Source organism: Nostoc sp. DSM 114160 (assembly GCF_053470305.1).
Window position 1 is genome coordinate 1,817,894 of record NZ_JBPFGO010000002.1, and the last position, 14,458, is coordinate 1,832,351.

13 protein-coding genes are annotated in these 14,458 nt (G+C 43.6%); all 13 read right to left on the bottom strand.

Annotated elements, in window-relative coordinates; all coding sequences use genetic code 11:
• Positions 1–48 precede the first annotated feature (48 nt).
• A complete protein-coding gene (locus NSTCB13_RS25120; protein ID WP_448274154.1) occupies positions 49–4,386 on the bottom strand; it encodes a GAF domain-containing protein in 4,338 nt (1,445 codons plus the stop codon).
• 227 nt (positions 4,387–4,613) lie between these two features.
• On the bottom strand, positions 4,614–5,147 hold the full coding sequence (locus NSTCB13_RS25125; protein ID WP_448274155.1) for a chemotaxis protein CheW: 534 nt from the start codon (positions 5,145–5,147) through the stop codon (positions 4,614–4,616).
• A 14-nt stretch (positions 5,148–5,161) separates the two neighbouring features.
• A complete protein-coding gene (locus NSTCB13_RS25130) occupies positions 5,162–5,524 on the bottom strand; it encodes a response regulator transcription factor (protein ID WP_448268196.1) in 363 nt (120 codons plus the stop codon).
• A 128-nt stretch (positions 5,525–5,652) separates the two neighbouring features.
• Positions 5,653–7,056 carry a response regulator gene (locus NSTCB13_RS25135; RefSeq protein WP_448274156.1) on the bottom strand — a complete coding sequence of 468 codons (1,404 nt, stop codon included), beginning with the start codon at positions 7,054–7,056 and terminating at the stop codon, positions 5,653–5,655.
• A 430-nt stretch (positions 7,057–7,486) separates the two neighbouring features.
• Positions 7,487–8,182: a gas vesicle protein GvpC gene (locus NSTCB13_RS25140; protein ID WP_445630244.1), complete on the bottom strand. Its 696-nt coding sequence runs from the start codon at positions 8,180–8,182 to the stop codon at positions 7,487–7,489.
• Between the two features lie 79 nt (positions 8,183–8,261).
• Entirely contained in the window at positions 8,262–8,483 is a 222-nt protein-coding gene (gene gvpA / locus NSTCB13_RS25145) for a gas vesicle structural protein GvpA (protein ID WP_086756007.1), read from the bottom strand.
• Between the two features lie 238 nt (positions 8,484–8,721).
• A complete protein-coding gene (locus tag NSTCB13_RS25150; protein WP_445630243.1) occupies positions 8,722–9,411 on the bottom strand; it encodes a GvpL/GvpF family gas vesicle protein in 690 nt (229 codons plus the stop codon).
• 83 nt (positions 9,412–9,494) lie between these two features.
• Positions 9,495–11,318, bottom strand: a complete 1,824-nt coding sequence (locus tag NSTCB13_RS25155; protein WP_445630242.1) for an AAA family ATPase — start codon at positions 11,316–11,318, stop codon at positions 9,495–9,497.
• Positions 11,319–11,508: 190 nt separating this feature from the next.
• Positions 11,509–12,279: a gas vesicle protein GvpF gene (gene gvpF / locus NSTCB13_RS25160; RefSeq protein WP_445630241.1), complete on the bottom strand. Its 771-nt coding sequence runs from the start codon at positions 12,277–12,279 to the stop codon at positions 11,509–11,511.
• Positions 12,280–12,315: 36 nt separating this feature from the next.
• Positions 12,316–12,750 carry a gas vesicle protein K gene (locus NSTCB13_RS25165; protein ID WP_445630240.1) on the bottom strand — a complete coding sequence of 145 codons (435 nt, stop codon included), beginning with the start codon at positions 12,748–12,750 and terminating at the stop codon, positions 12,316–12,318.
• Positions 12,737–13,084, bottom strand: a complete 348-nt coding sequence (locus NSTCB13_RS25170) for a gas vesicle protein (protein WP_445630239.1) — start codon at positions 13,082–13,084, stop codon at positions 12,737–12,739. Before NSTCB13_RS25170 ends, NSTCB13_RS25165 begins: the two co-directional genes overlap by 14 nt.
• Positions 13,081–13,527, bottom strand: coding sequence for a helix-turn-helix domain-containing protein (locus NSTCB13_RS25175; RefSeq protein WP_448274157.1), 447 nt, complete (start codon positions 13,525–13,527; stop codon positions 13,081–13,083). Before NSTCB13_RS25175 ends, NSTCB13_RS25170 begins: the two co-directional genes overlap by 4 nt.
• On the bottom strand, positions 13,517–14,254 hold the full coding sequence (gene gvpN / locus NSTCB13_RS25180; protein WP_448274158.1) for a gas vesicle protein GvpN: 738 nt from the start codon (positions 14,252–14,254) through the stop codon (positions 13,517–13,519). The genes NSTCB13_RS25175 and gvpN overlap by 11 nt, the downstream gene beginning before the upstream one ends.
• Positions 14,255–14,458 lie beyond the last annotated feature (204 nt).

Here is a 14,458-nt window from a genome sequence, read left to right on the forward strand (position 1 = left end):
CTTTGGATTGTAGTATTGTAACCATCGGCGATCGTCCCAATTTCATCTTCAGATAAGGGAGCGCGAACGGTGAGGGTCGCCTCTGAAGGATGGTTCTAAAGCCATGAGAACGCGTACTGCTCCTTGTTGCAGTTTTTCCCGTGCAGTGCGTTCGCGCTCTGCTGCTTCTGCTAGTTGCTGCTCTTGAGTACGCACCTGTTTTAGGTACTCTGCAAGATTCAGGGCAATACCAATCTGGACGCTGGCTTGGTTGAGAACATCCTCCTCTGATTGCTCCCACTGGCGCGATGCGCTATTTTGATAAACTGCCATCAGCCCCCAGAGCCGATCTTCTTGGAAAATCGGCGCAATCATGTAGGCTTTAGTTCCCCACGTTTCTAACAATTGAATGTGGCATTCGTCATGACCGACACTATATATATCGTCAACCCGCAAACTTTCTTTGCGGGCATAACGTCCGCCTTTGTTGTACTGGAGAAAGGTATCTCTAACTCTGGCAAGGCTAGTTCCCACAAGCTTCGGCCAATCCCCGGTTACGGACTCAACTACAAATTCTCCAGACCAATCAGGCTCAAAACGGTAAACTCCAACTCGGTCTACTTTCAGCAGTTGACGAAGTTCGTGGGTGGCAAACTGGACAAATTCCAGAACATCACCATGAGTTTGAGCCATCTCTGTTAACCGACTTGGCAAGCGATAAGAAAATCTGGCGTTTGCTACTTCCCGTTCTGCCAGTTTTGTCAGTTCCTCATTCTTGTTTAAGGTTTGTTGTAAGTATTGCGATTGCTGGACAGCTACCCCAAACTGCGTACCGATTTTCGCTACCAAGTTGATTTCATTATCTTGCCATTGCCGCGGCCCGTCATTCTGATATGCTCCTAACAAACCCCAAAGCTTGTTTCCAGCAATAATTGGGGTGATGATATAAGCTCTAATCTGGAATTGCTCTAGAATTTTTATGTGGCACTGGGCATGACCAGAAGTGTAAATGTCATTAATCGTAAACGTCTCGTTATGGCGATAGCGTCCACCTTGGGTTTGTTGGAGGTGTTCGTCTTCCCATACAGTCCTGATATCGGGGCCAACCAAAGCTACCCATTCACGACTTACGGATTCGGAAATAAATTCCCCACCCCAATCTGGATTGAAGCGATACACTGCCAGCCGATCGCATTCCAAGTGCGATCGCAATTCTGGTAAGGCATTGCGGAAAATCGTATCTAGCTCTTGAACTTGGCGGATTTTTTCTGCCAGCCTTGTCAAGGCTCGTTCCCCTTCTGCGGTTCTGGCTAACTCTGCATTCTTCTTCTTGAGCTGTTCGATATACTCAACCTGTTGCAAACCTATACCCATTTGCACGGCTACTTTTTTCAACAGTTGCACATCCTTGGGCTTCCAGTGTCGGGGGCCAGTATTTTGGTATGCTCCTAAAAAGCCCCAGAGTTTGCTGCCAGTAAAGATAGGCGCAATTATGTAAGCCTTGGCCTGGATTTTTTCTAATATCTCTAGGTGGCACTGAACGTGACCGACAGTGTAAATATCATTGACAACAAAGGTTTCATGATTGCGATAGCGTCCGCCTTGAGTTTCTTGCAAGTGATCGTCCATCCAAATCGTTTTGATGTCGGAACCAGCTAAAGACAACCATTGGTCTTTTACGGATTCGGCAACAAATTCCACACTCCAGTCGGGATGAAAGCGAAATACTGCTAGCCGATCGCACTGTAGTTGTTTGCGTAAACTTGGCAGCAAATTCCGAAAAATTGTGTCTGTATCCTGTGCCTGACGGATTTTTTCTACCATCCCTGTCAGCACTTGTTCTTCTTCTGCTGTTCGCGCCAACTCTGCATTCTTGGTTTTCAGTTGTTCGATATACTCGGCTTGCTGCACGCTTAAACCCAACTGAATGCCCAATTTGCTCAGTAATCGCACCTCATCGGCATTCCACTGGCGGGGGCCGCTATTCTGATAGGCTCCTAACCAACCCCAAAGTTTGTTTCCAGTAAAAATCGGGGCGATGGTATAAGCTTTAACCTGATACTGCTCCAGTAGGTCAATGTAGCACTGGGTATGACCAGAAGTGTAAATGTTATTGACGGCAAGGGTTTCATTGTTGCGATATCGCCCGCCTTGGGTTTGCTGTAGGTATTCATCTTGCCAGATGGTCTTGACATCGGGGCCAATTAGAGGTATCCATTCACTTCCTACAGATTCGGCAATAAATTCACCACTCCAGTCAGAGTTGAAGCGATAGATTGCCAAGCGATCGCACTTGAACAACTGGCGCAATTCTGCCAAGGTAGTGCGGTAGAGGATTTCTAGCTGTTGGGACTGACGCATTCTCTCCGCCATACGCGCAATGGCGTTTTCTACTTCAGCTACTTGGGCCATTTCTAGATTTTTTAACCGTAGCTGTTCGATATATTCAGCTTGCTGGAGGGCAATGCTCAACGGTTCGCTAATCTGCAACAAAGCACCAGTCTCTTCTTCAGTCCATTTGCGAACATCAGAATTTTGATAAGCTGCTAACAAACCCCAAAGCTTACCAGCGCGGAAAATCGGAACAATGATGTACGCTTTAGCTTGGAATTTTTCTAATGCTTCTACATAGCAAGGTGAAAAACCAGCAGCATAAATATCATTGACTTTGCGGAAGCGCCTTTCTTTGGCGTACATTCCACCCTGCGTTTCCTTGAGATATGTATCGGGATCGAGTTTTCCAGGGGAGCCATAATCTTTAACACTGCAACGCTCTGAAGATACCATGCCTGTTTTTAAAATGGTTTCTTGTTCCTGAATATCCAACAGGGACGACCAACCAGCAGCCACAGATTCAGCGATAACTTCTCCACTCCAGTCTGGATAAAATTGATAAACGACTACGCGATCGCATTTTAAAAATCGCCGTAACTCTTGGGTGGTAGTGCGGAAAAGGGTGCGAAGCTCCGTTGCTTGTCCAATCTTTTCAATGATGCCGAAAACAGTACGTTCTCGTTCGATTAGTTTGGCTGACTCTTCAGAGCGTTGATAAAGTTGTTGCTGATATTGCAACTGTTGAATAGCAATACTAGATAGAGATGCCACCTGCACCATCAGTCGCACTTCACTATCTTTCCACTGACGAGGCTGCGAATTTTGATAAGCAGCAAGCAAGCCCCACAATTGTTCTCCCTGGAAGATGGCAACAATAATGTATGCTTTGGCTTGATAGCTTTCTAAAATTTTGATATAGCAGTCAGAAAAACCAGCACTGTAAATATCATTAGTGACTCGATAGACCTGTCCGCGATGGAAGGTTTTGCCTTGGGTGTGTTGAATGTAGCTATCGTGCGATCGCCCTGTTGTCCCAACTAATCCCCCTTCGTCTGCAAAGTTCCTCACACTGCAATAGTTAACGTTCTTGACAATTGCAGGGTTGTTTCGCTGTTCTTGTAATAAAGAAACCCACTCAGATCCCACAGATTCAGCAACAAATTCTCCACTCCAATCTGGCTGGAAACGATAGATTGCCACGCGATCGCATTTTAGTGACTGTCGCACTTCTTGGGTGGCAATGCGAAAGATGGTATCCACATCTTTGGACTGGAGAATTTTACTCGCTACATCGGTAAGGATTTGGTCTTTTTCTACTTCTTGTTTCAATGTAGATTGAATCGCGGCAACTTGCAGTTGCGCTTCTAATTCCTGCGCGAGTAATTTTAGTGACTTAATTTCCGCATTCTGCCACTGGCGAGGTGCAGTACATTGCTGCACTACCAATAAACCCCAAACCCCATCTTTTGTTAAGATTGGCAAGCTCAAACAAGCCCTTACCTGAAACCGATCTACAAGCTGCTTTTGGTAAGGAGACAAGCTTGCAGTATGAGTATCCGCGATCGCTACTAATTTGTCTTGTTGATAAAGTTTGGTAGAACCTAACCCAAAAGTAACGGCGGGCAGTTTTTCCTTCAGCATTGGCGTAAAGCCATCCCTCATCGCCTCCGCAGCAACTATCCCCAGCGTCGGATTCGTAAACTCATACACCACCACGCGATCGGCTTGCAGGGCGTTTTGTACCTCCATGACAGCAGTAGCAAGCAAGGTATCTAGATCGGAAAATTGGCGGATTTTGCTGGCGATCGCCTGTAATTGCTCTACCTCGAATCCATCTCCTCCGTTTCCTCCGTTTTGATATGGCAACACACTTACCAGTTCTTTTAACTTGCGGATTCTGTCTCGCAATGGCCCTGTTTCCACCCAATCAGCTTGATCCAGTTCAGTCCGCAATTCTTCTAGAGTGGAGGTGATTTGCTGTTTTGCTCTTAGATCGTCGGTATGCCCGTTATCGGTATCCTTATAACCGTTGCCGGAATTTGAGTGTGGTTGGCTGGGTGTATGCATTACCATAATCTTTCTTGCTATGAAGGTTGTCGGAGTTAAAAAGTAGAATGCAGAGTAGACTTCTTGCAGGAGTCGGGAAAAGGGATAAGAAAGAGGGAAAAGGTTAAAGGGAAAAGGAATGAACAAGTCGCCCACGTTAGCGTAGAGGCCCGAAGTGCGGGGCGAGGTTTTTACCTTTTCCCCTTTCCCCTTTCCCCCAAGAGTGCAAAACTATTTTTGCAAGAGGTCTAGTGTTAAATAGGCTGAAGGGCTTGAATCACAACATGGGTGTCAATTAACATCAAAGGGCTACCTTGAGAATCCACAAAATAACCCTGTAAGAACGAGCCTAGTCGAGCAGGTAACATCGATGTCGAAATCGCTAACCGCTCTTGGGGGTCATAAACTTCAATGGTATTGACTTGCTCCACCAACAGCCCGACGGTTTGATTCTGGACTTGAACGAGCATCGCCATGCCAGAGTTACGCACACTTTCTCGCCGACACCAGTGTGTTGCTCCCAACAAACCTGCTAAATCAAGAATCCAAATCGCTTCTCCCCGCCAATTCATGATGCCTAACAAGAATTCTGCTACCTGGGGTACTGGCAAAATCTCCGTCAGCGCAACCTGAATTACTCCCCGCAAATCAGCTAGTGGGAGTAAACCATTCACCTTTCCATTCAACGGAAATCTTAAAAACCTCTGGTTGTTTCCTTGGGAAGAGTTTTCAAGTCGAAATTGGCTATTAATGGGTAGCTCTTTAAAGCGATCGTTGCCCTGTACCATTGCCCCAGTTTCCTTTAGCGAATAAATTTACTAACAGTCTGGAGCAAGGTATTTTCATCTACAGGTTTGACTAAATAGGCATCGGCTCCACTCATATTGCCCCAAGTTCTATCAACATCTGTGTTTTTAGTTGAGCAAATCACTACCGGGATTGCTTTTGTTGTCGGATCGGCTTTCAACTTGCGGCAGAACTCAAATCCACTTTGGCCTGGCAAAATCAAATCCAGTAGAATCAAGTCAGGTTTTTGTTGTTTCAAACGCAGTTGAGCCTCTTCACCACTGCGAACTTCATAAACTGAATATCCTCCTTGCTCGAGGTAACGCGTCATCTTTTCGGATTCTGTGAGGCTATCTTCAACTAAAAGAACTTTTTTCATTTTTATTCCTAACTATTTAATTCAGAATTTGAAAATAAGGCAGAGGGTAGGAGGCAGGAGACTTTTTTTGTCTCGCGCCCAGACGCTCCAGGCATAGAGAAAGAGATTGAAATTCGGATTTATCTAACCTAAACGCTTAAATACTTGTGCAGCATATTAAGTACTTTGTCTGCCTCTACGGGTTTACCCAAAAAGTCAGTCGCGCCTACTAATTTTGTTCGCATCCGATCTACTATTCCATCTTTCCCCGTTAAGATGACGACTGGCACATCTTTAAGACTTGGAGTTTTACGGATTTGAGAACAAATTTCATAGCCATTCACTTTTGGCATCAAAAGATCCAAAAAAATGAAGTCGGGCTTGCTTTTAATTAGCTTTAAAACTGCCGTCAAAGAGTCTTGAATGCCAACAAAGCGATAATTTTGATGGGTGAGAATTTCCTCCAAACTGCGACAGATCGTCGGACTATCATCCACACAGGCTACTAAAGGTCTTGAGACATCAATAATTGCTTTGTTAGCTGCTGGGGGAGCAACTTGTATAACAGTGTTCTCTTCTATCTTCCGGGAAGAATTGGGATGATTAACTGCACTAGACGGACTGACAATTTGTTTGCTAGTCGCTGGGAGAGCAACTTGTATAACAGTGTTCTCTTCTGTCTTCTGGGAAGAATTGGGATGATTAACTGTACTAGACGTGACAATTTGTTTGCTAGTAGCTGGGGGTGCAACTTGTATAACAGTGTTTTCTTCACTCTTGGGTGAAGAATTGGGATTATTAACTGCACTGGAGGGGTTGCCAGTTTCTTGAATTGCAACCTTTCTGGGGCTTGGAGTGGGTGAAAAAGCGATCGCCCCTGTTTTTACCAATGGCATCAAGAACCGGGCCAAAACTAAGGCATCCCGACCGCTTTTTTGCCCTAGACCTCGTAAAGTTTTTGTGCCATCAACTAGAGAAATAATCTGTTTAGAGGATGCTTGTCCTTGGAGTAGTTCAAGTTTGTCAATGACAGGATATAAATTAGGCGAGTAACTAGCCAATCCTGCATCTCGCCATTCTTGCCAGGCTTGTGTAGCTTGTTTTAAGACTTCCTCAGTTGGTATTACAGCTAGGAGAAATCCAGGAACTGCACCAACAACGGTAGTAGGTGACAACTGCCCTGCTGGATTGTTGCCATTTCTTTTGGCTTCAACGTACTGGATTATATCAAACAGGACTTCAGCTATTAAGCTTGTAATTAGGCTAACAAGTTGTTGTTGTTCGATTAATTTTTGTTCTCGCAATTTACTAAGAATGCAATACTCGCGATAACTTTCCTGGGGAGAGACCAGCCCCTCCAACTTTGTCACATCCAGATTAGAACAGTACTGCAACAAGTGCCGTCGCCATCGCTCATCGGCATTAGAACCGCCAGCCTGCCAAATTAATCGTCCTAAACGAAAATATAGCGTCCAAGTCGGCCCGTCCCTTGCTTCAAGATTCAGCCTACCTGTGAATAATTTAGTTTGAAGTTGCTCGATCAATTGATTCACAATGGATCGCACCTCCATATATATCTTGAGTTTTGCATTTACATTAGAATTCCCCAAACAATCCAGCTTATTAACCTCATCATGCGATCGCCAATAGCAAAGTTCAAAACTTGAATTGAGCTACCCCAGCTTGTTATATCCCTTTCCAATCCAGACATTTTGAAAGTTCAAAACCGGAAGCTCTAACAAAGATTTAAGCTCTTTTTTTAATTAGAAAAAAGTTATCTATATTACTTTTGCAATGTTACATATACTGAGACAATTGCTTGTCAATACAGACCTTAAAAAGATGGAAATGTTGAATATTACAAACCATAGACCAGCTTTAATGCCGAGCGATTGCGTACTATGTCGGCTTTAGGCAAAAGACACAAGCGATCGCAAGAGCAGCTAGTCTGCAATTACAAAAAATGAGCTTGAATCCAGTTTGTCAAGAAATTGCTTGTTGCCGAATAAAGTATTGGCGATCGCGTTGTTCTAGTATCCCTTGCTTGATTAAGGAGCGCAGGATATCTATCGTTTGCACCCTGGTTAAGCCGATCGCCTCTTCAATTTCTGTTAGAGTAGCTCCTTGGGCTTGCTGAATATATTGCTGCACTTTAGATTTAGTATCTGCATTCGATGTAGGCACTTTTCTAGTCATGGTATTGACGGAAGGACGAAAACCAGTAGCTTTAATTCCAGAACGGGAAATTGACCATTTTGGAACCGTTGGCACTAATTTCTCTGTTTTAGCAGGAGGCGGGGCAACTACTTGTTTGTGAGTGCTATCGCCCCAAACATTTTTATGTAAAATTGCCCGGAAATTTTGCAAATCTTGGAATAATGCCTGAGCCTTTGCTGCCCGCTGTTGGCGGTATTGTTGTTGGCGTTGGCAGACATCTGTTTTTATTTGCAATATTTCTAATTGGCGCTCTACAATCTCTTGCTGAAATTGCTGCTGTTGTAACTTTCTATTGTTGTGAAGGCTGGTAACAAAATTGCTCAATTCTTGATGAAGCAAATCTGCTTGCAGCTGCAATTCTTGTTGAGTTAACTGTTTCCACTGGTTAATTTTTTGACGGCGTTCAGCAGTTATTTGCAATCGCTCTTGTCGCTCTTGTTCCCATAAATTCTTGAGAGCCATCAGCTGAAATCTCCTATTTTGTTAACTAGAAAAATTAAATGGGAGCCATAAATTAAGACTCCCTTTTTCTAATGTGATATTAAGCAGCAGATGGAACAGCAGCCTGAGATGTTAAACCAACAGCTTCTGCATATCTTAAGTAAGTTTCAACTGAAGCAATTACAATGCGAGCTTCGACTGCTAGTAATTCAATACCAACTAAAGAAACACGTACCCAAGCATCAACTACAATTCCTTTGTCTAAAATGCGGTCAATAACTTCAGCCAGACTTGAAGATGAGTTAACTTTTTCAACAGCCATTTTCTTTCCCTCTCACAACTCTAATTATTTATTTCATCTTGCTCTGATTGAGCAATAGGTAAAACTTACACAATGTGTTTTATTCTTCCTGAGTTTAGTGTTCCCAAAAATCGGAGATAAATATAATAAAATAAAAAAATACTAAAAAGTTAACAATATTTTTTAGAAAAAAATTCAAGAAAAAATCAGCCCGTCTTTATTTTTTCTGGGAAAGTTATAATTATTATTTTTTATGAATTTATATGAGAGTATTTTTTAGAAAATGATAGGGTGGCAGAGGTTCGCTGAGTGCCAATTGCCAGTGCGAGCATTGTACTTGCCAGAGGGAAAACTGCTGTGTACTGAGCGTTGAATCGTTGCGCTGTGCCAAAAAGTGGATTTGCCGCACATCTTGCTGTCGAGTTTCACAGATAACATTCGTATATGTTTTGAGAATTAGCTGGTGCAAGAGTTCCCACTGTTGGCATTGTTGTGCTTGAAATGCTTGCTGTGTTTGGTAGCGTTGTTTTTTCGCTAATAAATAGGCTTTTCCCCTAGCATCAATAGTGTCAGAGTCGTCAAGCAAACAACTGGGTGTCAATTTTAAAGTGTACTCAACTTTGTCTCTTAGCTGAGTTAGGGTTTCTAGATATTGCTCTTGGTGCTGTTCTAGATGATTCAGCAGTTTTTCTTGCGAGGTAAAACCGCTGCCAAAGCGTAAGGGAAGAAGGGGAGTTTGTTGAAAAAGTTCTCGAATCACGCGATCGTGGGTTAATACAGATTGAAGTAAACGCTCATCGGTTGCTTGTAATGCTTCCAGCGAGATTTCCGGCTCTACGATCGCGGCTAAACCAGAAGAGTAAACGAGTTCGGTATTCCTTTCCATCCCTAAAGGTAGGATAAGCGGTGATGCGATCGGTACTAGAAGAGCATAGGCGTATATTGACATAAATTTTCGATGGGTTAGGGGTGTTCAGATCCCCGACTTCTTAAAGAAGTCGGGGATCTATAAGCCTTCAATGCGATGAATCACTATTCAGATTGATGCTGATTAGCAAGCATCTGATATGTAACTTGAAAATCATCATTTGTAATCTGAATCAAGCTGGAGTCGCTCAATCCTTGTGCGCGGTATCGACGAATTGCGCTTAAAGCAGCTTGATTGCTCAACAAAGCTAAGTCTGCGCCATTCCAACCCTCGGTAACTGTCGCCCATGTTTCTAAATCGACATCAACTAAGGGACGATCTAGATTGTGAACTTGTAAAATCGCTAATCGGCTGGCTCGATCTGGTAGATCGATTTTGATTTGTAAGTCTAGTCTTCCGGCTCTGAGCAAGGCAGGATCGAGGGTTTCTGGACGATTGGTTGCTCCTACTAAAAGGACTTTCGGGCATTCATGCAACCCATCCAATTCGGTGAGCAGTTGACCGACAACGCGATCGCTAACTCCAGAATCACCACTGAATTTGCCCCGTGCTGGTGCCAGAGTATCAATTTCATCTACAAACACAACGCAAGGTGCTGCTTGCCGAGCTTTACCAAAGAGTTCTCTAACTGCTTGTTCTGCGGCTCCTACCCATCGGCTGAGTAATTCCGGGCCATTCACAGCAATAAAGTTGGCTCTAGCTTGGGAAGCGATCGCTTTTGCCAGTAATGTTTTTCCGGTTCCCGGCGGTCCCCACAACAGAATCCCACGGGGAGGCTTGGCTCTGGTTTGCTCGTATAGTTCGGGATAGAGGAGTGCGCCCTCTACAGATTCTTGAAGTTTTTGTTTCACATCATCCAAACCACCAATGTCATCCCAACTGACATTCGGTGCTTCCACTGCTACAGACCTGAGAACTGAGGGTTTTATCTCCTTAATTGCTTCGAGAAAATCCTGCTGCATAACAGTCATGTTCTCAGGAATGGCACTGTTGAGCGAAGGGACTTGACGACGCAGGGCAATGTAGGCTGCTTTTTGACAAAGTGCTTTGATATCCGCACCGACAAAACCGACAGCTAAATCGGCGATCGCTCCTAAATCAACCGCAGTCTCCAAGGGCATGGCACTTGTTAAAATTGTGAGAATTTCCAATCGTCCATTGCGATCGGGAACGCGAAAATGAACTTCGCGATCGAAACGTCCCGGACGACGCAGCGCCGGATCGAGGTAATCGGGACGATTTGTTGCTGCTAGTACGAGTACGCCCTCGGTTTTGGCAAACCCATCCATTAACCCAAGCAACTGCGCCACTAGTCTTTTTTCAACTTCTCCTTCTACTTGGCTGCGATCTGGGGCGAGGCTGTCAATTTCATCAATAAATATCAGACAGGGAGCAGAACGAGTTGCTTTCTCAAAAATGCTTCGCAAACGAGCTTCTGCTTCCCCGTAATACTTGCTCATCACCTCTGGGCCATTGATGGCAATGTAGTTTAACTCTAACTCTTCTGCCAAAACGCGGGCTGTTAAAGTTTTTCCGGTTCCGGGGGGGCCAACTAGCAAAACTCCACGCGGAGGCTCTAACCCTAATTTCGCTAATAAATCTGGACGTTTCAGTGGGATTTCAACTAACTCTCTGATTTCTTTAAGAACATCACCTAAGCCGCCGACATCTTGCCAAGAAGTTTTTGAGTTTGTCCGAGGTGATGGGGGGGTGACTTCAGCATCATCCATTGGTGTCGCTGCATCGCTGGAATTGGATTGGACTCGGCTGGAACTAGTTTTTCTCGGAATATTGCCTTGTCGGGGAATACTACTGAGATTATGAGAGCGAATTTGAATAGAAGTTTTTAACTCGCCTTTCTCTGCTTTTTCTTCTAAAGCTTTGGCAATTTCTAGTAGTTGTTCAAATCCTTTAAATATGTCGTCCATTGATTTTACTTAAATAAAAGATAGAGAAAAATTTAATTTCAATAGGCTTCTTGCACGAATGTTGGAAAACAAGAATTTTTTATCTCACGCAGAGACGCAGAGGCGCAGAGAGTTCGAGAGAAATTAGCTGTTTAGTAGTCATAATCTGATTGGTGCAAGAGGTCTTTTGATTTTCAATTTTTATTGCTGTTTAGTTGGAACTGAATAATCGCAGACGAGCAAAGTTAAAGGGGGCAGTAAAGTTGTTGTAGCGAATTCGCAAACGTTCTTCAAATTGGCGATCGAGTGCTTCAACCTGTTCGCTAAATTGTGATTCTGCTTCCCAAGGAATTAGGTAGGCTGCGTTGTAAATCATTGTGTCCATTTGGGGATTATTTTCCACTACATCGATCGCAATGGAGTTGAGCGTGCCTTGAAATAAATTGATGATGCCTTGTTTGCGATCGCTCATTCCCTGTTCGATGGCTTGTCCTATTTGAATCACCTGCTCTATATTCAGAGGTTGACCCGCTAGCTTATCCCTTTCGGTTTTGATATCTGGATTTTCTGCTAATAATCCCTTAATTTCTGCCTCGGTATCCCAAAAAACTTTAACGCTAACTTCTCGGCGACCGGATAATTTTGCTAGCAACTGGGTCAATTCTTCTTGATGAGGACGAATTAATTGTTGTGAAAACGTTTCCCAACTTGCAACCAAAAGTCCAAATTGCACGGGCAGTAAATTGCGTTGGCGTAGCCCGTCGTAGACATCGCCTGCTTGCATGATTTCCTCAAGGACTTTTTCATGACTTAGCAGGTTACGACGGCTTGCTAAATAACGCTCTTGCTGTGCTTCCGAGTAGATTACTGCAAAACCATCCAAAATTTTAATTTGTACGGGTTGACGATCTAACCCTTCTAAATTTAAATCTTGCGGAGCAGGTAAGGTTAAAATTCCGTAAATGTAAAAGCCATAACTCATAAGAATGTATTACCAATAAGAATGTAGATAAAAAAGTTACAAAGGTTTAGAAGTGAGTACTAATCTTAACTTGGCATGAACTAAGTTTAATTGAGCTAGTCCTAAGTCCAAGTCACCTTCAACTACCACACCTGTATTTAATAGGCGATCGAGGAGTTCTAGAATAGAAGGTTGACTAGAGGTTTCGCCAGGGTAATATCCTCCAGATTGGGGAAGTAAAGTTCCTATTTCACCCAAGTTAATATTTAGCTCGGCTGGGTCAATATCAAATATCTCGCAAAGCTGAACAACCTGCTGTTCAAGCTTTTGCAGGCTTTCGGCAGCCCGATCTAACTCAGAGTCGTTGAGAGTGCCAGCATCCATGCGCCGAATCACCTGAGCTTCCATGAGTTGGCGTATCAGTTCCACAACCGTCAGTAATAACGGTGCTAAACCGGAATCGGAACCTTTTGATTTGCTAATCGCCTGCATTCTGATGATTAATAGGATTGAGTGCTTTGAGCGATCGCAGTTCTGTTTCTAGACTGGCAACACGCTCTTGAAGTTGTTGATTAGTTGTTAATAAGGAACGAGCTTGACTATTAAGATAGGGGTCGCTCTCCCACCAGTTAATTCCAATCTCTTTGGCTTTATCAACAGAAGAAATCAACAAACGAATTCGGATGTTGAGCAGTTCTGTGGAGCCGACGGAAACAGAAATATCTCCTGCGATCACAATGCCTTTATCTAAAACCCGTTCGAGAATATCTGCCAAGGTAGAACCTTGAGTTGCTGTAATAACTCCCCGGTTAGTATGAGTACTCATTTGTTTATTAAATGGCCTGAATCAAAAGCCACTTGTGATATGTTCGGCAGTTCAGTATTACCCTGCATTTGCAATAATACTCCTTGCTCTTTGAGAGACTTGAGTGCAGCTACAATTTGACTGCGATCGATCCCTAATTCTGCTGCCAAATCAGAGAAACGCTTTCCTGGAGACTTGCACAGGTAGTTATAGACTTCATGCTCGTAAGGTACTCGTTGTTCCAATACAATCTGATTTTGACTGTCTGATATTATCTCTTCTGCTGACTGAGATTGAGTATTTGTACCACGATACAATTCACGCAAAACCTCTTCCAGTAGCCGAGTTGCTTCCATACGAGGTTGATTTGTGCGAGAAAGCAGGATATCAGCACAAATATCTTGGAAGTTAGGCTCTTCAAAGTTTACAGAAATTTCGTGTTCGTGGCAGATTCTAGCAATCATCAGACAGGAACGTAAGCCGCCGCCTTGTCCCAGAGCCAGAGCGACTCCAAAACATCCGCACTAAGCGCACGATTTTGTCTGCTTTCTCGGAATCTATGCCTGTTTTCTGAATTACAATCTCCTGCTGAGTTAGTTCATCAGGTGGAGGCATATCGATGGTAATAACACGATCCATCAAAGCATCCTGAGTTGCATGGACTCCACAATACTCTTGAGGATTTGATGTTAAGATTGCGCGAAACTGGGGATGAACCCGGATATACTCGGCTCGATGCTGGTTTGTTGGCAATACTAATAGCCTTTCCTCAAGTACGGAAAGTAAAACGTTATTTACCTCCGGGTGCGATCGATTAAATTCGTCGTAAACCAGCGTAAATCCTTCTTTACAAGCTAGGGTTAATCGTGCGTCAACCCAGTGTTGCCGCAGTTCATCCTCAACTTTAACAACGCTGTGGATGAAGTTATCAACAACCTTTTTGCGGGTGTAACCTAATTGATTGCCAATCAAGTCTGAGGTTTTAAACTCATCATCTCCAAATAAGAGGATGATAGGCTGATTGAGCAAATCAGCTAGATGCATTGCTAGAGTAGTTTTTCCGACTCCGGCCGGGCCACGTAAATGTACTGAAAAACCTGACTGTAGATAGCGCAAAGCACGTTGAGCGACGCGTTGAACAGCAGGGGTATTGACAAATCGCTGGGGAGATGCATTTAATACTGTTGTCAAGCTCTAAGTACCTCCTCAATAGTAATTTTATGTAAAAGTAATTTTTTGCACATCGGATATATAAAATACGGATGTCAATAAGCTTTAACTGGATTCAAATCCAAAGGATTTTGGCATCAACATAAGACTAGTAATGTTTAGTATTTATGTCATCAGCATGATTACGGTCTTGTGAGACAGCTTTAATAAAACCACACAAGTGTA

Coding starts and splice junctions, on each gene's coding strand:
- NSTCB13_RS25120 (WP_448274154.1), bottom strand. CDS start 4,386: ATGGTAATGCATACACCCAGCCAACCACACTCAAATTCCGGCAACGGT.
- NSTCB13_RS25125 (WP_448274155.1), bottom strand. CDS start 5,147: ATGGTACAGGGCAACGATCGCTTTAAAGAGCTACCCATTAATAGCCAA.
- NSTCB13_RS25130 (WP_448268196.1), bottom strand. CDS start 5,524: ATGAAAAAAGTTCTTTTAGTTGAAGATAGCCTCACAGAATCCGAAAAG.
- NSTCB13_RS25140 (WP_445630244.1), bottom strand. CDS start 8,182: ATGGCTCTCAAGAATTTATGGGAACAAGAGCGACAAGAGCGATTGCAA.
- gvpA (WP_086756007.1), bottom strand. CDS start 8,483: ATGGCTGTTGAAAAAGTTAACTCATCTTCAAGTCTGGCTGAAGTTATT.
- NSTCB13_RS25150 (WP_445630243.1), bottom strand. CDS start 9,411: ATGTCAATATACGCCTATGCTCTTCTAGTACCGATCGCATCACCGCTT.
- NSTCB13_RS25155 (WP_445630242.1), bottom strand. CDS start 11,318: ATGGACGACATATTTAAAGGATTTGAACAACTACTAGAAATTGCCAAA.
- gvpF (WP_445630241.1), bottom strand. CDS start 12,279: ATGAGTTATGGCTTTTACATTTACGGAATTTTAACCTTACCTGCTCCG.
- NSTCB13_RS25165 (WP_445630240.1), bottom strand. CDS start 12,750: ATGCAGGCGATTAGCAAATCAAAAGGTTCCGATTCCGGTTTAGCACCG.
- NSTCB13_RS25170 (WP_445630239.1), bottom strand. CDS start 13,084: ATGAGTACTCATACTAACCGGGGAGTTATTACAGCAACTCAAGGTTCT.
- NSTCB13_RS25175 (WP_448274157.1), bottom strand. CDS start 13,527: ATGATTGCTAGAATCTGCCACGAACACGAAATTTCTGTAAACTTTGAA.